Origin of the sequence: Leisingera sp. S132 (assembly GCF_025144465.1) — a bacterium.
Classification (GTDB): domain Bacteria; phylum Pseudomonadota; class Alphaproteobacteria; order Rhodobacterales; family Rhodobacteraceae; genus Leisingera.
Genome location: NZ_CP083553.1, coordinates 82,501 through 97,975, shown reverse-complemented (window position 1 = coordinate 97,975; position 15,475 = coordinate 82,501). Strand labels below are relative to the sequence as shown.

Genomic DNA, 15,475 nt, shown 5'->3' with positions numbered 1-15,475 from the left:
AACAGGCGCCCGGCGGACGCCTGTTGTCTTTGGTTCAGACCCCTTCAGGCCGCGCCGCCTGTACTTCTTCCAGCGCGATCTTCTGCTGGGCAGCATACAGCTTCACGGAATCGCGGGCGTCATCAAAGGTGCGCTTGGCCGCTGTCACTGCCTTGCCGGCCGCAACGTATTCCTTTTTATTGTAGTCTTCCTGTTTGAACTGCTTGTAGTTCTCAGCCAGTTCCTTGAACAGATTTGGCAGGGCGCCTTTCACGTTTTTTGCGTGCGCATCGATCTTGTAGGCCTTGGTCAGGCCGCGAATGCCCTTGTCGGCCTGGGCTTCGATCGTGGAACGGTCCGCGCCCTCCTTGTGATAGGCGGCCTTCCAAGCCGTCTTGATCGCTTCCAGCTTGTCCAGCGCGGCGTTCACATCCTTGGAAATGTCCAGGCAGGCGGCTTCGATCTTCTTGCCACGCACTTCGGCTGCCTTGATTTCCTTGAGGAGCAGTTTGCGGGTTTCTTCATGCTCTTTCTTGAGCTTGGCCAGATGCTTGTCGGTCTCCTCGTTGGCCTTTTCGGCCTTCAGCTGTTGCGCCATCTGCTTTTGCTTGATCTTGTCCGCATTGCGGGCGAGGTCAGCTGCCGTATCTTCGCGTTTTTCGATCTGCTTGGCGTAGGCCAGGCACAGCTCCCGGCTGTGGGACTGCAGCTTGCCGCATTTGCCGCGCGCCTTGAGCATCGCATTGGCCAGCATGCTGAAGGCCTGAACAATCTCCGGCATGTTGTCCAGATCCGCCTTGGCCGGGTCACCTGACGGCGGAACGCCCAATTTCTCCAGCACGTCCATGTATTTACCCACGCCGCTGCCTTTGCAGGCGCCGGCCCTGTATTCGCGCCAAAATTTGGTGCGGAAACCTCTTTTAGGGATGTCGGCAATAACGCCCTTCAGGTTCTTGTCATCAAGCTTGGTTGCCAAGGGAGTGGTCCTCTTTTCCAATAAATCAAATGATCTGCTGCCTGCGAGAATGGCCAAATTGCCGGGCAGCACCAAGTTGAAACGCAGTACGCGCCTGTTTCCGTTGCAAAAATGTGCAATCTTTTTGGGGTTTTTCCCGGCGCGCCCGGCAGCAGCTGAAACTTGGGTGCTGCGCGGCCTTGCGCAGGGCTGCCTTGCCGGGCAATCCTGCCCAAGGACCGCACCGGAATGCGGCCGCTGACCGCCGGAGAGACCGCATGAAAATCGCCACTGCCGCCTATCCGCTCGATTGGCTCGACAGCTGGGCACAGTATGAAGACAAACTGGCCGCCTGGGTCGCAGAGGCGGCCGGCAAGGGCGCCGAGCTGCTGGTCTTTCCCGAATACGGCGCAATGGAGCTGTCGACACTGGATGGGGCGGCAGTGGCCGGCGATCTGGAGCAGTCGATCCATTCGGTGTCGGAGAAGATGGAGGATGCGGCGGCGCTGCATCTGAAACTGGCGGCCGAGCACGGCGTGCATATCCTCGGCGCTTCCGCACCGGTGAACAGCGGGCTGGACCGGCCGGTGAACCGGGCAGAGCTGTACACGCCCGCGGGCAAGCGGGACCATCAGGACAAGCAGATCATGACCCGGTTCGAGCGCGAGGAGTGGGGTATCATGGGAGGCGGGCCGCTCAAGATCTTCGACACGGCCCTGGGGAGAATCGGGGTGCTGATCTGCTATGACAGCGAGTTCCCGCTCCTGGGCCGCGCGCTGGCGGAGACGGATGTGATTCTCGTCCCCTCCTGCACCGAGGCGCTGGCCGGATACTGGCGGGTGCGCATCGGTGCAATGTCGCGGGCGCTGGAAAACCAGTGCGTGACCGCCATGGCCTCCATTGTCGGGGCCAATGAATGGTCGGAAGCCGTGGACATGAACACCGGCACCGGCGGCATTTTCGGCCCGCCGGACAAGGGCTTCCCAGGCACCGGGGTGCTGTCTGAGGGCGCGCTGAACCAGCCGGGCTGGACCTATGGCGAAGCGGACCTGGAAGCGATCGCCCATGTAAGGGCGGATGGCGGCGTGCTGAACCGCCTGCACTGGGAGGAGCAGGCCCCTCGCGTGAAATCGGTCACAAAGGCCGCAGTTTGCTGATTGAGCCCTTGAATTATTGGGAAAATGACCCCATTTAAGCGCACGTCCCGCAGTTTGCGGGTTAACCCAATGATGGAGACAACATGGCCAAGGAAGATACGCTCGAATTTCCCGGTGTCGTGAAGGAACTCCTGCCTAACGCGACGTTTCGGGTCGAGCTTGAGAACGGCCATGAGATCATCGCACATACGGCAGGCAAGATGCGCAAGAACCGCATCCGTGTTCTGGCTGGCGACAAGGTCCAGGTGGAAATGACCCCCTATGACCTGACCAAAGGACGGATCAACTACCGCTTCAAGTAAGCGTTTGATCTGGATTAAATATCAAGGCCCGGCATTCTGCCGGGCTTTTGTTTTTGGCGGCCTGCTGGCCGTTGCCTCCGGCTGGGACATTTCGGGCAAGCGCAAAAGACCCGGACCGCTTTCCTGCTGGCGGATTTCGCCTTATGACAGGCGCAAAGAGGTAAGAGGGCCACGGCATGGCATTTATCCTGGGATCGGGCAGCCCGCGGCGGCTGCAATTGCTGGCGCAGCTGGGTGTGCATCCGGACGAGGTGCGCCCGCCGGAGATCGATGAGACCCCTCGAAACGGCGAACTGCCGCGCGCCTACTGCGCACGCGTCACGCGGGAAAAAACCCAAGCTGTCCCTGCGGGGACAGACGACGTCGTGCTCTGCGCGGATACCACCGTGGCACTTGGCCGCCGCATCCTGGGCAAGCCGCGCGATGCGGGCGAGGCAGCCGAGTTCCTGCTGGCACTTTCCGGCCGCCGCCACCGGGTGATCACCGCCGTTGCGGTGCGCCGCGGGGACCGGGTCTGGGAGAAAGACGTGGTCAGCCAGGTGAAAATGAAAAACCTCTCCGACGAGGAACTGAACGCCTATCTTGCGACCGGCGACTGGGAAGGCAAGGCCGGCGCCTATGCCATCCAGGGCCCCGCCGGCGCCTTCATTCCATGGATCAGCGGCTCTTTCACCGGCATTGTCGGGTTGCCGCTCTCCGAAACCGCAAATCTGCTGCGCGCCGCCGGGCTGCCGCTTTACCAGGAGGCCGCCGCATGAAGGGCCGTACCATCATTCTCGACCACATCCAGCACCGCGAAGCCGCGGCACTAATGGTGGACGGCAAGCTGGACGACTTTCTGGTTGAAAGCGATGCCCCTGCTGCCGGCACCATCTACCGCGCCCGCGCCGACCGGCCGGTCAAGGGCCAGGGCGGTATGTTTCTGACAACCCCGGACGGTCCGGCCTTCCTGCGCCAGGTCAAGGGGCTTGCACCGGGCCAGATGATCCTGGTGCAGGTCTCCGGCTACGCCGAGCCGGGCAAAGCCATTCCGGTCACCCAGAAGCTCCTGTTCAAGAGCCGCTATGCCATTGTCACGCCAGAGGCGCCGGGGCTGAACATCTCACGCAGCATCCGCGACGAGGATGAACGCGACCGGCTGCTGGAGATTGCCCATGAGGAAATGGACGCGTCTGGCTACGGCCTGATCCTGCGCTCTGCCTGCGCCGGGGCGGACGGCGAAGAGATTGCCGAAGACGTTGCCGCGATGGCCGCGATGGCCGCACAGGTTATGCAGGACGAAGGATCCGAACCCGAGGTTCTGGCCGAAGGCGACACGCCGCATCTGCTGGCCTGGCGGGACTGGGTGGAACCGGCGGATATTGAGCGCGAGCCGGGCGGGTTTGAGCGCTTCGGCGTGCTGGACGCACTGGACACCGCACGCGGCATCCGCGAGCCGCTCCCGGGGGGCGCCTTCCTGTTCATCGAGCCGACCCGCGCCCTGGTCGCGGTGGATGTGAACACCGGTTCGGACACCTCTCTTGCGGCGGGCATCAAGGCCAATATGGCCGCCGCCAAGGCCCTGCCCCGTGCCTTGCGGGTGCGCGGCCTGGGCGGACAGATCGTGCTGGACCTCGCCCCGATGCCAAAGAAGGACCGCCGCGGGTTTGAAACCGCGCTGCGGGCCGCTTTCCGGGCGGATTCCGAGGAAACCGTGCTGGCGGGCTGGACCAGCCTTGGCCACTATGAATTGCAGCGCAAGCGCGGCCGGATTGCCCTGAGCGGGGTGCTGAAATGAGCTGTCCGGTCTGCGGCGGGGATTCGCAAAAGAGCTACCGCCCGTTCTGCTCCAAGCGCTGCGCCGATATCGATCTCGGCAAATGGCTGACCGGCGCCTATTCGGTGCCCAGCCAGGACCCGGAAGACATTGAAAACGCTTTGGAAGAAGCCGGACGCGCCTCAGCGCAGGAGGAAAATCCGCAGCAAACCCGGCATTAGCGATTTTCTTTGAAAAACCCTCTGGACACCGCCGCGCCCAGAGCATAGAAGGCCCCCACCCAAGGCGATCAGCCTTCCCGTGCCCGGGTAGCTCAGGGGTAGAGCAGTGGATTGAAAATCCTCGTGTCGGTGGTTCGATTCCGCCCCCGGGCACCACTAAATCACTGAAATAGTTGATTTATTTGGTACGTTGAGATCGTCAGATTTCACCCGTAAAAGTTACACACAGTTATACACTCCTCTGACGGGCTCGATTTGTCCCAAGATTCCAAAAACCGAATACTCAAGATCAAGCATCTCCGGAAAGGGCTGGCCATCGTGCTGACAGCCCGAAGCCCGTACTGGCTTATCCGCTTCAGGGACCCCCTTGCAGGGAAATACGTCCACAGGTCGTCCAAGGAGATATCGCGGCTGGATGCGATTGAAGTGGCCTATGAGTTTGCCGACTCATACCGCAGCAAGGCCAACAGCGACCATGCTCAGAAGAAAGCCACCAGTTTCGAGCACTATGCCAAGAAGCTGATGAGCATTCAGAAAGGCAAGTCCAAGTGGTCGGACGGCGACAACAAGCTGCTGAACCGATCGAAGGACGGCCTGATCTGCTATTTCGGTAAGTATGATGTCACGAAGATCACCACCGGCAAGGTTCGGGATTACCTGGTTCATCTGGACGAGAACCGGCCAAAGCGGCTGGCGGAATCGACCAAGGCCAAACACACAATCATCATCCGCAAAGTTCTGACTCTGGCGGTGGAAGACGGCATTCTGAACGTGCTGCCGGTGATGCCAAAGCAGAAGACCGTGGACACGCCCCGCCACACCTTCACGGACGACGAGTACAAACGGTTCATGAAAGCTGCCGGTGAATGTGCCAAACGCGGTGATGTGGTCCGTGGTGTTCAGATCACCGGCCACCACGCCAAGATGTTCCGCTTTGTCGTTCACACGTTCCTTCGGCCTACTGAAGGTGAGCTGTTCGGGTTGAAGCACAAGGACATTCAGATCAAAGGCGACCCGCCGCACTTGGAGATGAACGTCCGTGGCGGCAAGACCGGTGGCCGCACTAGCGTGACAATGCCGCTGGCTGTTCCCCTCTATCAGGGAACCCTGAACCCTTTCGATGAGAGCGGCCCAGATCGGAACGGTTATGTGTGGATGCCGGAATATTCCAACCGCAGGACAGCCATCAACACCGCCCGCCGCCTGTTCAACCATATCCTGGAGAAGGCTGAGCTGCTGGACGAAGACAGGAAGCTGTCTCCGTACTCCCTCCGGCACTACGCCATCCAAGCACGCCTCAGAGGCTCCCAGGGCTCTGTTGCGCAAATCGGGTGAGGGATTCATCTCATGAATCCAGCGTGATAGCTGGAGGGCATGAGCAGACCAACACCCCCGACCTACAAGATCAAGAACTGGCGGGCCTATAACGAAGCGCTGAAGCGTCGTGGCTCTCTGACGATCTGGTTCGATCCCGAGATGACGTGGGAGGCCCGGCCGACCGGCAAGAGAGGCCGACAGCCCATCTATAGCGACGCCGCGATCAAGACCTGCCTGACGATGAAGGTGCTGTTCCGTATGGCGCTCAGGCAGACGACCGGCTTCGTGGAAAGTCTCCTGCGATTGAGTGGATTGGACTGGTCGGTACCGGATTTTAGCACGCTTTCACGCCGCCAGAAGTCTCTCGCCGTGAACATCCCGTATCGTGGTTCTGAGGGGCCGCTACACCTGCTGATCGACAGCACTGGGATAAAGGTAGAGGGCGAAGGCGAGTGGAATGCGCGCAAGCACGGTGGCTCGAAACGCCGCGTGTGGCGCAAGGTTCACCTCGGTATCGACGAAAAGACACTGGAAATCCGGGCAGTCGAGTTCACCAGTAGCAACATTGGTGATGCGCCCATGCTGCCGGAACTGCTTAATCAGATCCCGCCCGAGCAGGAGATCGGCAGTGTCACGGCAGATGGCGCCTACGATACGCGCAAGTGCCACGATGCCATCGCCAACCGAGGTGCCAATGCCGTCGTCCCGCCCCGCAAGAACGCCAAGCCCTGGAAACCCGACACCGCAGGCGCGATTGCGCGCAACGAAGCGCTGCGGGCGTCGAAATACCTTGGCCGAGCGCTTTGGCGGAAATGGAGTGGATACCACCGCCGAAGTCGTGCCGAAACCAAGATGCACTGCATGAAACTGCTGGGACAAAGACTGATAGCACGGGATCCTGGACGTCAGGTTGCCGAGCTTCAGCTCCGTGTTGCGGTCATGAACGGATTCACCGCGCTTGGCATACCCGTCACAGAGGCAGTAGGATAAGTCCGTCTGGGGAAAGGGGAACCTTGGCCCTCAACCGATTTGCGCAACAGAGTCCCGTCCGTGAATACAGCGTAATTCTTAACCGTCTGGGGATGCCAGCGGCCACCTTTGTATGTTGTCACCCTCCGCTCATTCAACAACCGTGCCACGCCCGAGAGCGACCCCGCCTCGGCAACCGCCTGCTCGAACTCAGGGCGTATTGTCTCGAAGAAACCTCGCTTTTCTAACCGCCGTTGAGCCGCTAAGGCCTGGGCGTTCCGGCCAAGCACGGTCCCCCGTTTCTTGGCGGCTCTGAGCGCGGCTCTGGTGCGTTCTGAAATCTGGCGGCGCTCCTCCTCAGCGAAGCAGGCCAGCAGGTGCAGGAAGAAGGTCGACACGTTCGGGTGTTCGCAGACGGTCAACTCGATACCCTGATCGATGATCCCTGATATGAAAGACACCTTCCGGGAGAACCGGTCCAGCTTCGGGATCAGCAGCTTAGACCGGGTTTTCTTGACGAGGTTGATCGCGTTCCACAGCTCGGCCCGGTCGTCCCGTTTGCCGGACTGGATTTCGGTGAACTCGGCAATCACGTTGTCGGTGGGCTGAAGGAACTGCTCGACCATCGCCCGCTGCGCTTCCAGCCCCAGGCCAGACCGCCCCTGCCGTTCCGTCGAAACCCGATAGTAGACAACATATTCTGCCATTCCGCTCCCTCCGTAGCCGACAAACGTTGGTTTGTCGTAGACGGCGTCCGGCAGGATGGCGGGAGAAATCAACTGGTTTGGGGTCAAGGCCTGCAAGAGGGTCCGCTTAACGATATCCCCAGGCAGGCGGGTTGGCTTCGAACGCAGCCATCCAATCGGCCCATTCGTCGAGGTCCTCCCCGAATTCCTCGCTGGTGATCCAGTGCAGGCGCTCGAGCATCTCTGCGCGGGTCAGTTTGGCCTGCATCAGCTCGCCTTTGCCCATCAGATTGGACACGCGATCGACCCAGAGGAAGTCGTAGATTTTTTCCGGTTCTGTCGGCTCAGGATCGTCCAGAAGCGCCCGGATGATCGCGACGGCTTCATTCAAGTGTTCGCCGATGCGGGCAGAAAGCGCCTGCCGAGAAAATTGTTCCGAGAAAAGATCATACGCTTCAAGGAAGGCCTCGCCGGAAAGCGTCTCCACATTTTCTTCGAAGTACGAGTCTGCTTTGGCTTCTAGCCGAGACAGGTAATATGGCGCGTTTCGTTTCATTCGATTCCACCGTTTGCAGAGACGTAAGCACGTGAATCGTCAAGCGCCTCGTTCAAAAGCTGTTGAAGACGCGCGGCTTCAGCTGACGAACCGTACAATTGCTCCTGAGCAATACGTGGCCTTGCTATTTGTTCGGTCCATTCGCGTGCAGCCAGCTCAACACTCACTTCTTCAGCCTTGTTGAGGGGGGATTGTGCTCCGAAAACTCGCCAGTACTCCTCTGGAGATTTACCAGTTCTCAGCCAAGCCGACAACCGTTGAGCATGGGTCAGCTCATGGAAGATCTCATTCATAGCGATGAATTCATTGAAGTCGACCATCGGCTGGCGGCCAAGATTTCGAGCATACCCGATATCGGTTGCGACTCGCAAAGCACCACGCGCGTTGAAGCTGCTAGTTCGTCCGCCAAAACTGATTGCCGATATGAGCTGATCAGTCATGCGTTGACTCATCCCCATATGCGCCGCAGTTTGGTACACTAACTGCTTAGCATCATTAAGGTTTAATACTCCCCCTCGCAGGGCGATCAGACCGGCCTCGCCAGCTTGCAGTTTGCTGGCCCGTTCCTGAACAAACTCCCTTTTTGTCGTGTTCATCCTGAGCCTGAGGCGTGTCAGGCTTTCCCAATGGGGGGCGACGATGCGGCCGACGCCTTGGACGTTCATGGCAATGCGGCCCGAGGGCAGCGGTGCGTAGCTGACGGTCAGCTGGCCGAAGCGGGCGTTTTTGACGCCGACAATGGCCTGCCGCGCTGTTGCAAGGGCGCGGGCCGGGGCTTCGGCCACGAAATCCAGATTGCGGGCCGCCATCCCGGCGCGGTTGGCCTGGACCACATCGCCTGCAAAGCCCAGAACGCCAGCCCCGCCCAGGCTCAGCCCCAGCATGGCAAAGGACCAATAGCGGTTGAACGAGGTCTGATCGTTCTGCTCCAGCACGCCGAATTCGTTCATCATGGCAAAGGCGCCGTCGCCGAGCCAGCCCGCACTGTGCGAGGACTCAACGGGCGTCCGCCACATATCGATGCCCTGGGTGATCGCCTCAAACCCGGCAATGGAAAGCGCGCCGCCCGCGACGGTGCCCCAGCCCAAAGTGCCGACGGTCAGGGCCACACCGCCAATCACCTCGGCGGCGCCAAACACCACATTCAACGTGCCCCAGGTGATGCGGGAACTGAAACTGTCGGTGAATTCCTCATCACGTGTAGCGCCGGGGATACCTGAGCGCACCATCCAGTCGCCCATCACCGCATTCAGCCAATCCGCGCCTTCTTCGTTGGTGGCGGCGCGGTTGATCAGGTCCTCATCATCGCCGAGGAGGAAGTTGTTCACGTCGATGTTGCGGTTGATCCGGGTGCTCAGGTAGATCTCTCCCGGGGCGAAATGCCAATGCCGCATGGCATTCAGGCGGCGCTGCTCCCGGGCATAGGCGTCGCGCATTTCGTTGAGCAGCGCGTAATCCTCGTTGGTGGCGGCATTGCGGGTCTGACGCCTGACCATCGCGCCATAGTTTTGCAGCCAGGTCTCCAGCTCGGCTTCGGCGGCGGTCGGGTTTTCCTCAAATGTGATGCGGTAGCCCTGGGTTTCGATCAGCGCGTTCAGCAGCTGCGCGCGCTCCGGGTATTTGCGCGCAAAACAGTCCATCAGCCCGTCCAGCGTCAGCAGCGCCGCGTCCAGGATGACCGGGAACACCTCATCGGTCAGCGGGTAGCTGTCCACATTGGCCAGCCCAAGATCCGCCTGAACATCCGCGTCCGACCCGGCAAACAGTGCATCCAGTGCCGTGTTGCCGATTTGCTGAGGAATGAACACGCCCTCGCCGGGGCAGGATGCACCATTCGCGCAATCATCATTCGGCAAATAAAATTCAGCTTCCATGACCGCGGTAATTCCTGATTTTGGAGCCAAAGACATGTTTCATCTCGCGCGCCATAAGCACGAACCTGTCATTGGGGTTAATGTCTGAGCGTTGAATGTGGTTTTGCATGCTGGGCGTCCGGGTCTCGAAATCCCCGTTCAGCGCCAATGCCCAATAGGCAAAGCTCCCAAGGTGGTATCTGCTCTTGAAGCCGTGCCGGTAGTATTTCTGGACAATCGCCGCAGAGAAATCTTTTGCCTGCTGCAGCGCCTGCGGGCCAAGGCTTTGTCCTGCAAAATAGCTTTCGGCGAAGTTGAATGCATGGCTCCTCAGGGCCAGAAACCGCAGAACCGGCATGTCAATATCAGCCCGGATCTCCGCGTTGTGCCCCGTCATGTTGACAACCGAACAAACCCGCGCCTTGTCCCGGTGCCTGCTGATATAACTGTGCACAAGGGGGGCGGACGGTTCCATCGGATCAAACCCGAACAGAGGCCGAAAATCGCTTTGGCCATGTGTTTCGGCAAAGCCTAGGTAGTTAATCAGACAGTCTGCCTCCCAAAACCGGAAATAAAACCACTTCCCGTTTTCGTCCCGGACACGGGTGAACTTCCGCAGCTGCTGCCACATCTGTTCCAGTGTCCCGCGGGAGCGCAGATACAGGCCCGGCTCCGCATCCCAAAGGTGCCAGGGCGCATCAGAGTGCGTGAACAGGCTGCGGGTGAAGCTGTTGCCCTCTTCAAGGCGCACGATCCAAGGGGCTGCCTCTTTCAGCTCGTCATAGGCCGTGCCCTTGAACAGGCAGCGGTGTTCCAGCCCTGATGTCTCCAGAAGCTCAAGCAGTGCAGGCACCTTCGCCGCATCAAGGAGTGCATAAGTGTTTAAGCGCCGCTTGCCCTCCGGCTCATCGCCCAAGCCGGGCTGGCCGAAGATTGCCGGGTGCAGAATATCCGGTACCGTCTTGGGCTGGTCCGCACCGAACTGGGTGCCAAGCGGCTCAACCTCCGCAAGTGTGCCGAACTCCAACTGCAATACCGGCTGATTGTCAGGAGCGCCAGCTGGCTGCCCCCAATCGCCGTCCATCCCGCTCGTGCGCAACGTCAGAAACCTGTCATAAATAAATCAAAGCAATGGCTCTACTGGTATTGAGCATCTCCTGATCTTGCAAGATGCCCAATGGCCTGGACCGGCACCGCCCGCCAGTGCAGTATTGCAACTTTGCCGTGAACAGCCGCCCTCAAGTGCGATGCAACGCACACAGCGGATTGCCTCCTTGTCTTGTCCGCTGCGGCTCTGTTGCGCAAATCGGGTGAGGGATTCATCTCATGAATCCAGCGTGATAGCTGGAGGGCATGAGCAGACCAACACCCCCGACCTACAAGATCAAGAACTGGCGGGCCTATAACGAAGCGCTGAAGCGTCGTGGCTCTCTGACGATCTGGTTCGATCCCGAGATGACGTGGGAGGCCCGGCCGACCGGCAAGAGAGGCCGACAGCCCATCTATAGCGACGCCGCGATCAAGACCTGCCTGACGATGAAGGTGCTGTTCCGTATGGCGCTCAGGCAGACGACCGGCTTCGTGGAAAGTCTCCTGCGATTGAGTGGATTGGACTGGTCGGTACCGGATTTTAGCACGCTTTCACGCCGCCAGAAGTCTCTCGCCGTGAACATCCCGTATCGTGGTTCTGAGGGGCCGCTACACCTGCTGATCGACAGCACTGGGATAAAGGTAGAGGGCGAAGGCGAGTGGAATGCGCGCAAGCACGGTGGCTCGAAACGCCGCGTGTGGCGCAAGGTTCACCTCGGTATCGACGAAAAGACACTGGAAATCCGGGCAGTCGAGTTCACCAGTAGCAACATTGGTGATGCGCCCATGCTGCCGGAACTGCTTAATCAGATCCCGCCCGAGCAGGAGATCGGCAGTGTCACGGCAGATGGCGCCTACGATACGCGCAAGTGCCACGATGCCATCGCCAACCGAGGTGCCAATGCCGTCGTCCCGCCCCGCAAGAACGCCAAGCCCTGGAAACCCGACACCGCAGGCGCGATTGCGCGCAACGAAGCGCTGCGGGCGTCGAAATACCTTGGCCGAGCGCTTTGGCGGAAATGGAGTGGATACCACCGCCGAAGTCGTGCCGAAACCAAGATGCACTGCATGAAACTGCTGGGACAAAGACTGATGGCACGGGATCCTGGACGTCAGGTTGCCGAGCTTCAGCTCCGTGTTGCGGTCATGAACGGATTCACCGCGCTTGGCATACCCGTCACAGAGGCAGTGGGATAAGTCCGTCTGGGGAAAGGGGAACCTTGGCCCTCAACCGATTTGCGCAACAGAGTCCATCAGAGCCATCAAAGAAGATAACGCTGCGGGCAGTCGATATCTTCGGCCTAATTTTCAGACGCGAATTAAAGGATACTCTACTACCAATGGACTTCCGGGACCTTCCGTCGATTATGAGCCCACCCCATTCAACTCAAACACAAAAATATTCGCAATATTTCGGAAAGACGCGAATGGAACACCTAAGCTTCTCACTATGTATCCCGATCCGTAGTTAAACTGAGTGACCACATGAAGACAGAAGTGTCAGATACTCTCGCCAATGTATTTATCTGGTGGGGAGGCAACTCCTATTATCCAGAGTATGGGCTCGAATACAAGAACAACCTCAATGAAGAATCAGTTGCCTCCCTTCGGAAGGATATGGAGGAAATAATAAAAAAACAAACAGCAGACTGCGAACTAATGAACAACCTAACTAGCGACATGGGGTTTCAAAATGATCAGCAGGCCGCTGATTTTTTCGAATCCGTATACAAATACTTATTCAAAAATGGATCCGAGCCAGATATTGACAACTACACAGGTTGAAATGAATGAATAGCCACCCGGAACGAAAGATGAACGGCCTGATTACACTTTTTATAAACCCAAGCATAGGCAGCCCAAGCGGGTTTAGAAAACGTTTTCAACGTTTCCAATCTGGTGAAGCAAATGATTTAGCCGTTGAGGGAATGCATCAAGACCGCGCGGCATTCGAAGATTTCCTTAAGCGCCGTTACATGAATGTGGATCACTTCGACAACGCCACCAACGGCCTCTACATGAAATCCGAAAAAGCAATCTACCAGTACATGGACGCAGTATACGACTACGTATACAAAGATGGAAAGGAGCCGGACTGGAAAGACTATATACATCCTGACTATATATAGAAACTCCGATGTGCTGCGGTCTGCCAGAAGAGCATCGAGCGCCTGATTTGCCCACTAATTGACACTTTGGCAACCGGTGCCGGGGCGGCTCCGGCGGTGGCGCTTTTGGCGGCACGGGCAGCCTCCACCGTGGCCAAAACCCGTCAGTTGATCAAAGGCGCAGGCAATACGTTCCGCACATCACCTGCTTCCTTGCTCCTCTGCAGCCGGTCTACGCCAAGATCGCCCTCAGGTCCGCAAGCTGAGCGGCAGCACCAGCGATAGGCGAGGATCAGTTGGGCTTTTTCACACAACCACCGTTCGGACCGGATGCCGAAGCAATAGTGCAGCGTTTCCCTTCCCCGGCTTTTTATGGCTGGGCGGGGCAAAATCACTTGGGGGCTCTGTGGCGGTTTCGCCACGGCTCCAATCCGCTCCACTTGCTTCCGTAGTGGTTCCAGAGCCGCAGGTGCAAACGCAAGAAGCCCCGCGACTTCGGAGTGTAAAGCATTGTAATAATTTGATGTTTTTGGTTGCGGGAGCAGGATTTGAACCTGCGACCTTCAGGTTATGAGCCTGACGAGCTACCTGGCTGCTCCATCCCGCGTCAGGTTTTTTTGTATCGTTTAGAGAGATGTTTGGATTTTACTAGGTTTGGCGGTGACCTACTCTCCCAGGGCTTGAGCCCAAGTACCATCGGCGCGACAGTGCTTAACTTCCGGGTTCGGGATGGGACCGGGTGTTTCACTTGTGCTGTAGCCACCAAACCAAGAAAAATCCAACTCCGACGGCCTTGCGGAGCAAGGCTGGCGAGCGGCAGGCAGCGTATTTGCTTCAGCAAATGCGCGTTGCCGCCCGGTTGCTGTGTCACCGCCGGGTAGCGGCAGGCACAACAACCTGCGTCGGTTACAATCAACAGTCCAAGTTTTGCGTTTTGGGATGTGTTTGCTTATTTGGTTCCGTGTAACACTGTCTGTTACTGGATCAAATCAAGCCTATCGGGCGATTAGTACCGGTCAGCTGAACGCATTGCTGCGCTTACACCTCCGGCCTATCGGCGTGGTGGTCTTCCACGGCCCTCAGGGATACCTTGTTTTGAGGGGGGCTTCCCGCTTAGATGCCTTCAGCGGTTATCCTGTCCGATCATAGCTACCCAGCACTGCTATTGGCATAACAACTGGTCCACCAGTGGATCGTTCACCCCGGTCCTCTCGTACTAGGGGCAACTCCTCTCAAGTATCCTACACCCACGGCAGATAGGGACCGAACTGTCTCACGACGTTCTAAACCCAGCTCACGTACCTCTTTAAACGGCGAACAGCCGTACCCTTGGGACCTGCTCCAGCCCCAGGATGAGATGAGCCGACATCGAGGTGCCAAACACTGCCGTCGATATGGACTCTTGGGCAGTATCAGCCTGTTATCCCCGGCGTACCTTTTATCCGTTGAGCGATGGCCCTTCCACGCGGGACCACCGGATCACTATGGCCGACTTTCGTCTCTGCTCGACTTGTCAGTCTTGCAGTCAGGCTGGCTTCTGCCATTGCACTCAACGAGCGATTTCCGACCGCTCTGAGCCAACCTTCGCGCGCCTCCGTTACTCTTTAGGAGGCGACCGCCCCAGTCAAACTACCCGCCACGCAGGGTCCCGGATCCGGATAACGGACCGCGGTTAGACATCAAGAGTGCGAAGGGTGGTATCTCAAGGGAGGCTCCACCGGGACTTGCGTCCCGGCTTCGATGCCTACCACCTATCCTGCACATCACAATCCTGATGCCAGTGCGAAGCTGTAGTAAAGGTGCACGGGGTCTTTCCGTCTAACCGCGGGAAGCCTGCATCTTGACAGGCAATTCAATTTCGCTGAGTCGATGTTGGAGACAGCGGGGAAGTCGTTACGCCATTCGTGCAGGTCGGAACTTACCCGACAAGGAATTTCGCTACCTTAGGACCGTTATAGTTACGGCCGCCGTTTACCTGGGCTTCAATTCGGAGCTCTCACCCCTCCTTTTAACCTTCAGGCACCGGGCAGGCGTCAGACCCTATACGTCGCCTTACGGCTTCGCAGAGCCCTGTGTTTTTAATAAACAGTCGCCACCCCCTGGTTTGTGCCCCCGGATCCAAGTTGCCTTGAACCCGGGCCTCCTTCTCGCGAACTTACGGAGGTATTTTGCCGAGTTCCTTCAACATCGTTCTCTCAAGCGCCTTGGTATTCTCTACCAGTCCACCTGTGTCGGTTTAGGGTACGGTCTGATGGAGGGCTATTTCCAGGGACCAATCAGCGGCCCGCCCAATCCGATAAGGGCGAACAACCTTCATGATCCGTCACATCCTCCTGGCCTAGGAATATTAACCTAGTTCCCATCGCCTACGCCTTTCGGCCTCGGCTTAGGGGCCGGCTTACCCTGCTCAGATTAGCTTTAAGCAGGAACCCTTGGACTTTCGGCGAGAGTGTCTCTCACACTCTTTGTCGCTACTCATGTCATCATTCTCGCTAGTGATCTCTCCACCGGATGGCTCACGCCCCGG

The 15,475-nt window shown here is 58.5% G+C and carries 16 protein-coding genes, 2 tRNA genes and 2 rRNA genes (1 of these 20 cut by a window edge); 12 read left to right on the top strand and 8 right to left on the bottom strand.

Annotated elements, in window-relative coordinates:
* Positions 1-34: 34 nt before the first annotated feature.
* The gene (locus K3725_RS00490) at positions 35-955 is read right to left on the bottom strand and encodes a hypothetical protein (RefSeq protein ID WP_260016951.1); all 921 of its coding nucleotides are present in this window, start codon (positions 953-955) and stop codon (positions 35-37) included.
* Positions 956-1,004: 49 nt separating this feature from the next.
* On the opposite strand from K3725_RS00490, the gene K3725_RS00485 reads away from it, so the two are divergent.
* The 9 genes from K3725_RS00485 (at position 1,005) to K3725_RS00445 (ending at position 6,677) form a co-directional block, all read left to right on the top strand.
* Complete coding sequence (locus tag K3725_RS00485; protein ID WP_260016950.1) at positions 1,005-1,196, top strand: hypothetical protein; 192 nt, start codon at positions 1,005-1,007, stop codon at positions 1,194-1,196.
* Between the two features lie 16 nt (positions 1,197-1,212).
* The gene (locus K3725_RS00480) at positions 1,213-2,091 is read left to right on the top strand and encodes a carbon-nitrogen hydrolase family protein (RefSeq protein ID WP_260016949.1); all 879 of its coding nucleotides are present in this window, start codon (positions 1,213-1,215) and stop codon (positions 2,089-2,091) included.
* An 83-nt stretch (positions 2,092-2,174) separates the two neighbouring features.
* Entirely contained in the window at positions 2,175-2,393 is a 219-nt protein-coding gene (infA, locus tag K3725_RS00475; RefSeq protein ID WP_005978431.1) for a translation initiation factor IF-1, read from the top strand.
* Positions 2,394-2,569: 176 nt separating this feature from the next.
* Complete coding sequence (locus tag K3725_RS00470; protein ID WP_260016948.1) at positions 2,570-3,151, top strand: nucleoside triphosphate pyrophosphatase; 582 nt, start codon at positions 2,570-2,572, stop codon at positions 3,149-3,151.
* Positions 3,148-4,170, top strand: a complete 1,023-nt coding sequence (locus tag K3725_RS00465; RefSeq protein WP_260016947.1) for a ribonuclease E/G — start codon at positions 3,148-3,150, stop codon at positions 4,168-4,170. Before K3725_RS00470 ends, K3725_RS00465 begins: the two co-directional genes overlap by 4 nt.
* Positions 4,167-4,370 carry a DNA gyrase inhibitor YacG gene (locus K3725_RS00460; RefSeq protein WP_260016946.1) on the top strand — a complete coding sequence of 68 codons (204 nt, stop codon included), beginning with the start codon at positions 4,167-4,169 and terminating at the stop codon, positions 4,368-4,370. Before K3725_RS00465 ends, K3725_RS00460 begins: the two co-directional genes overlap by 4 nt.
* An 81-nt stretch (positions 4,371-4,451) precedes the next feature.
* A tRNA-Phe gene (locus K3725_RS00455) sits at positions 4,452-4,526 on the top strand.
* A 162-nt stretch (positions 4,527-4,688) separates the two neighbouring features.
* Positions 4,689-5,705 (top strand): site-specific integrase, encoded by a 1,017-nt coding sequence (locus K3725_RS00450; RefSeq protein WP_260016945.1) that lies wholly within the window; start codon positions 4,689-4,691, stop codon positions 5,703-5,705.
* Between the two features lie 39 nt (positions 5,706-5,744).
* A complete protein-coding gene (locus tag K3725_RS00445; RefSeq protein WP_260016944.1) occupies positions 5,745-6,677 on the top strand; it encodes an IS5 family transposase in 933 nt (310 codons plus the stop codon).
* Here the strand turns inward: K3725_RS00445 and K3725_RS00440 are convergent.
* The 4 genes from K3725_RS00440 to K3725_RS00425 form a co-directional block, all read right to left on the bottom strand.
* Positions 6,608-7,363, bottom strand: a complete 756-nt coding sequence (locus K3725_RS00440; RefSeq protein WP_260016943.1) for a recombinase family protein — start codon at positions 7,361-7,363, stop codon at positions 6,608-6,610. The two genes, K3725_RS00445 and K3725_RS00440, sit on opposite strands and share 70 nt — an antisense overlap.
* Before the next feature lie 106 nt (positions 7,364-7,469).
* Positions 7,470-7,898: a hypothetical protein gene (locus K3725_RS00435; RefSeq protein ID WP_260016942.1), complete on the bottom strand. Its 429-nt coding sequence runs from the start codon at positions 7,896-7,898 to the stop codon at positions 7,470-7,472.
* Positions 7,895-9,772, bottom strand: coding sequence for a hypothetical protein (locus K3725_RS00430; protein ID WP_260016941.1), 1,878 nt, complete (start codon positions 9,770-9,772; stop codon positions 7,895-7,897). Before K3725_RS00430 ends, K3725_RS00435 begins: the two co-directional genes overlap by 4 nt.
* A complete protein-coding gene (locus K3725_RS00425) occupies positions 9,762-10,835 on the bottom strand; it encodes a DUF4123 domain-containing protein (RefSeq protein WP_260016940.1) in 1,074 nt (357 codons plus the stop codon). The genes K3725_RS00430 and K3725_RS00425 overlap by 11 nt, the downstream gene beginning before the upstream one ends.
* Before the next feature lie 269 nt (positions 10,836-11,104).
* Here K3725_RS00425 and K3725_RS00420 point away from each other — a divergent pair, with 269 nt between their 5' ends.
* From K3725_RS00420 to K3725_RS00410, 3 genes are all read left to right on the top strand, one after another.
* Entirely contained in the window at positions 11,105-12,037 is a 933-nt protein-coding gene (locus K3725_RS00420) for an IS5 family transposase (RefSeq protein ID WP_260015482.1), read from the top strand.
* Between the two features lie 288 nt (positions 12,038-12,325).
* Positions 12,326-12,625, top strand: a complete 300-nt coding sequence (locus K3725_RS00415) for a hypothetical protein (RefSeq protein ID WP_260016939.1) — start codon at positions 12,326-12,328, stop codon at positions 12,623-12,625.
* 29 nt (positions 12,626-12,654) lie between these two features.
* Positions 12,655-12,969, top strand: coding sequence for a hypothetical protein (locus K3725_RS00410; protein WP_260016938.1), 315 nt, complete (start codon positions 12,655-12,657; stop codon positions 12,967-12,969).
* 509 nt (positions 12,970-13,478) lie between these two features.
* Here the strand turns inward: K3725_RS00410 and K3725_RS00405 are convergent.
* The 3 genes from K3725_RS00405 to K3725_RS00395 all read right to left on the bottom strand — a co-directional run.
* Positions 13,479-13,555: transfer RNA gene (locus tag K3725_RS00405), tRNA-Met, on the bottom strand.
* Positions 13,556-13,600: 45 nt separating this feature from the next.
* Positions 13,601-13,715: ribosomal RNA gene (gene rrf / locus K3725_RS00400) — 5S ribosomal RNA — on the bottom strand.
* Positions 13,716-13,933: 218 nt separating this feature from the next.
* Positions 13,934-15,475, bottom strand: a 23S ribosomal RNA gene (locus K3725_RS00395) (it continues 1,286 nt past the right edge of the window).

Excerpts from the sequence above, each read along its gene's own strand:
- K3725_RS00420 (WP_260015482.1), top strand. The coding sequence starts at position 11,105 with ATGAGCAGACCAACACCCCCGACCTACAAGATCAAGAACTGGCGGGCC.
- infA (WP_005978431.1), top strand. The coding sequence starts at position 2,175 with ATGGCCAAGGAAGATACGCTCGAATTTCCCGGTGTCGTGAAGGAACTC.
- K3725_RS00485 (WP_260016950.1), top strand. The coding sequence starts at position 1,005 with ATGGCCAAATTGCCGGGCAGCACCAAGTTGAAACGCAGTACGCGCCTG.
- K3725_RS00425 (WP_260016940.1), bottom strand. The coding sequence starts at position 10,835 with ATGGACGGCGATTGGGGGCAGCCAGCTGGCGCTCCTGACAATCAGCCG.
- K3725_RS00460 (WP_260016946.1), top strand. The coding sequence starts at position 4,167 with ATGAGCTGTCCGGTCTGCGGCGGGGATTCGCAAAAGAGCTACCGCCCG.
- K3725_RS00430 (WP_260016941.1), bottom strand. The coding sequence starts at position 9,772 with ATGGAAGCTGAATTTTATTTGCCGAATGATGATTGCGCGAATGGTGCA.
- K3725_RS00435 (WP_260016942.1), bottom strand. The coding sequence starts at position 7,898 with ATGAAACGAAACGCGCCATATTACCTGTCTCGGCTAGAAGCCAAAGCA.
- K3725_RS00445 (WP_260016944.1), top strand. The coding sequence starts at position 5,745 with ATGAGCAGACCAACACCCCCGACCTACAAGATCAAGAACTGGCGGGCC.
- K3725_RS00470 (WP_260016948.1), top strand. The coding sequence starts at position 2,570 with ATGGCATTTATCCTGGGATCGGGCAGCCCGCGGCGGCTGCAATTGCTG.
- K3725_RS00480 (WP_260016949.1), top strand. The coding sequence starts at position 1,213 with ATGAAAATCGCCACTGCCGCCTATCCGCTCGATTGGCTCGACAGCTGG.
- K3725_RS00440 (WP_260016943.1), bottom strand. The coding sequence starts at position 7,363 with ATGGCAGAATATGTTGTCTACTATCGGGTTTCGACGGAACGGCAGGGG.
- K3725_RS00410 (WP_260016938.1), top strand. The coding sequence starts at position 12,655 with ATGAACGGCCTGATTACACTTTTTATAAACCCAAGCATAGGCAGCCCA.
- K3725_RS00465 (WP_260016947.1), top strand. The coding sequence starts at position 3,148 with ATGAAGGGCCGTACCATCATTCTCGACCACATCCAGCACCGCGAAGCC.
- K3725_RS00415 (WP_260016939.1), top strand. The coding sequence starts at position 12,326 with ATGAAGACAGAAGTGTCAGATACTCTCGCCAATGTATTTATCTGGTGG.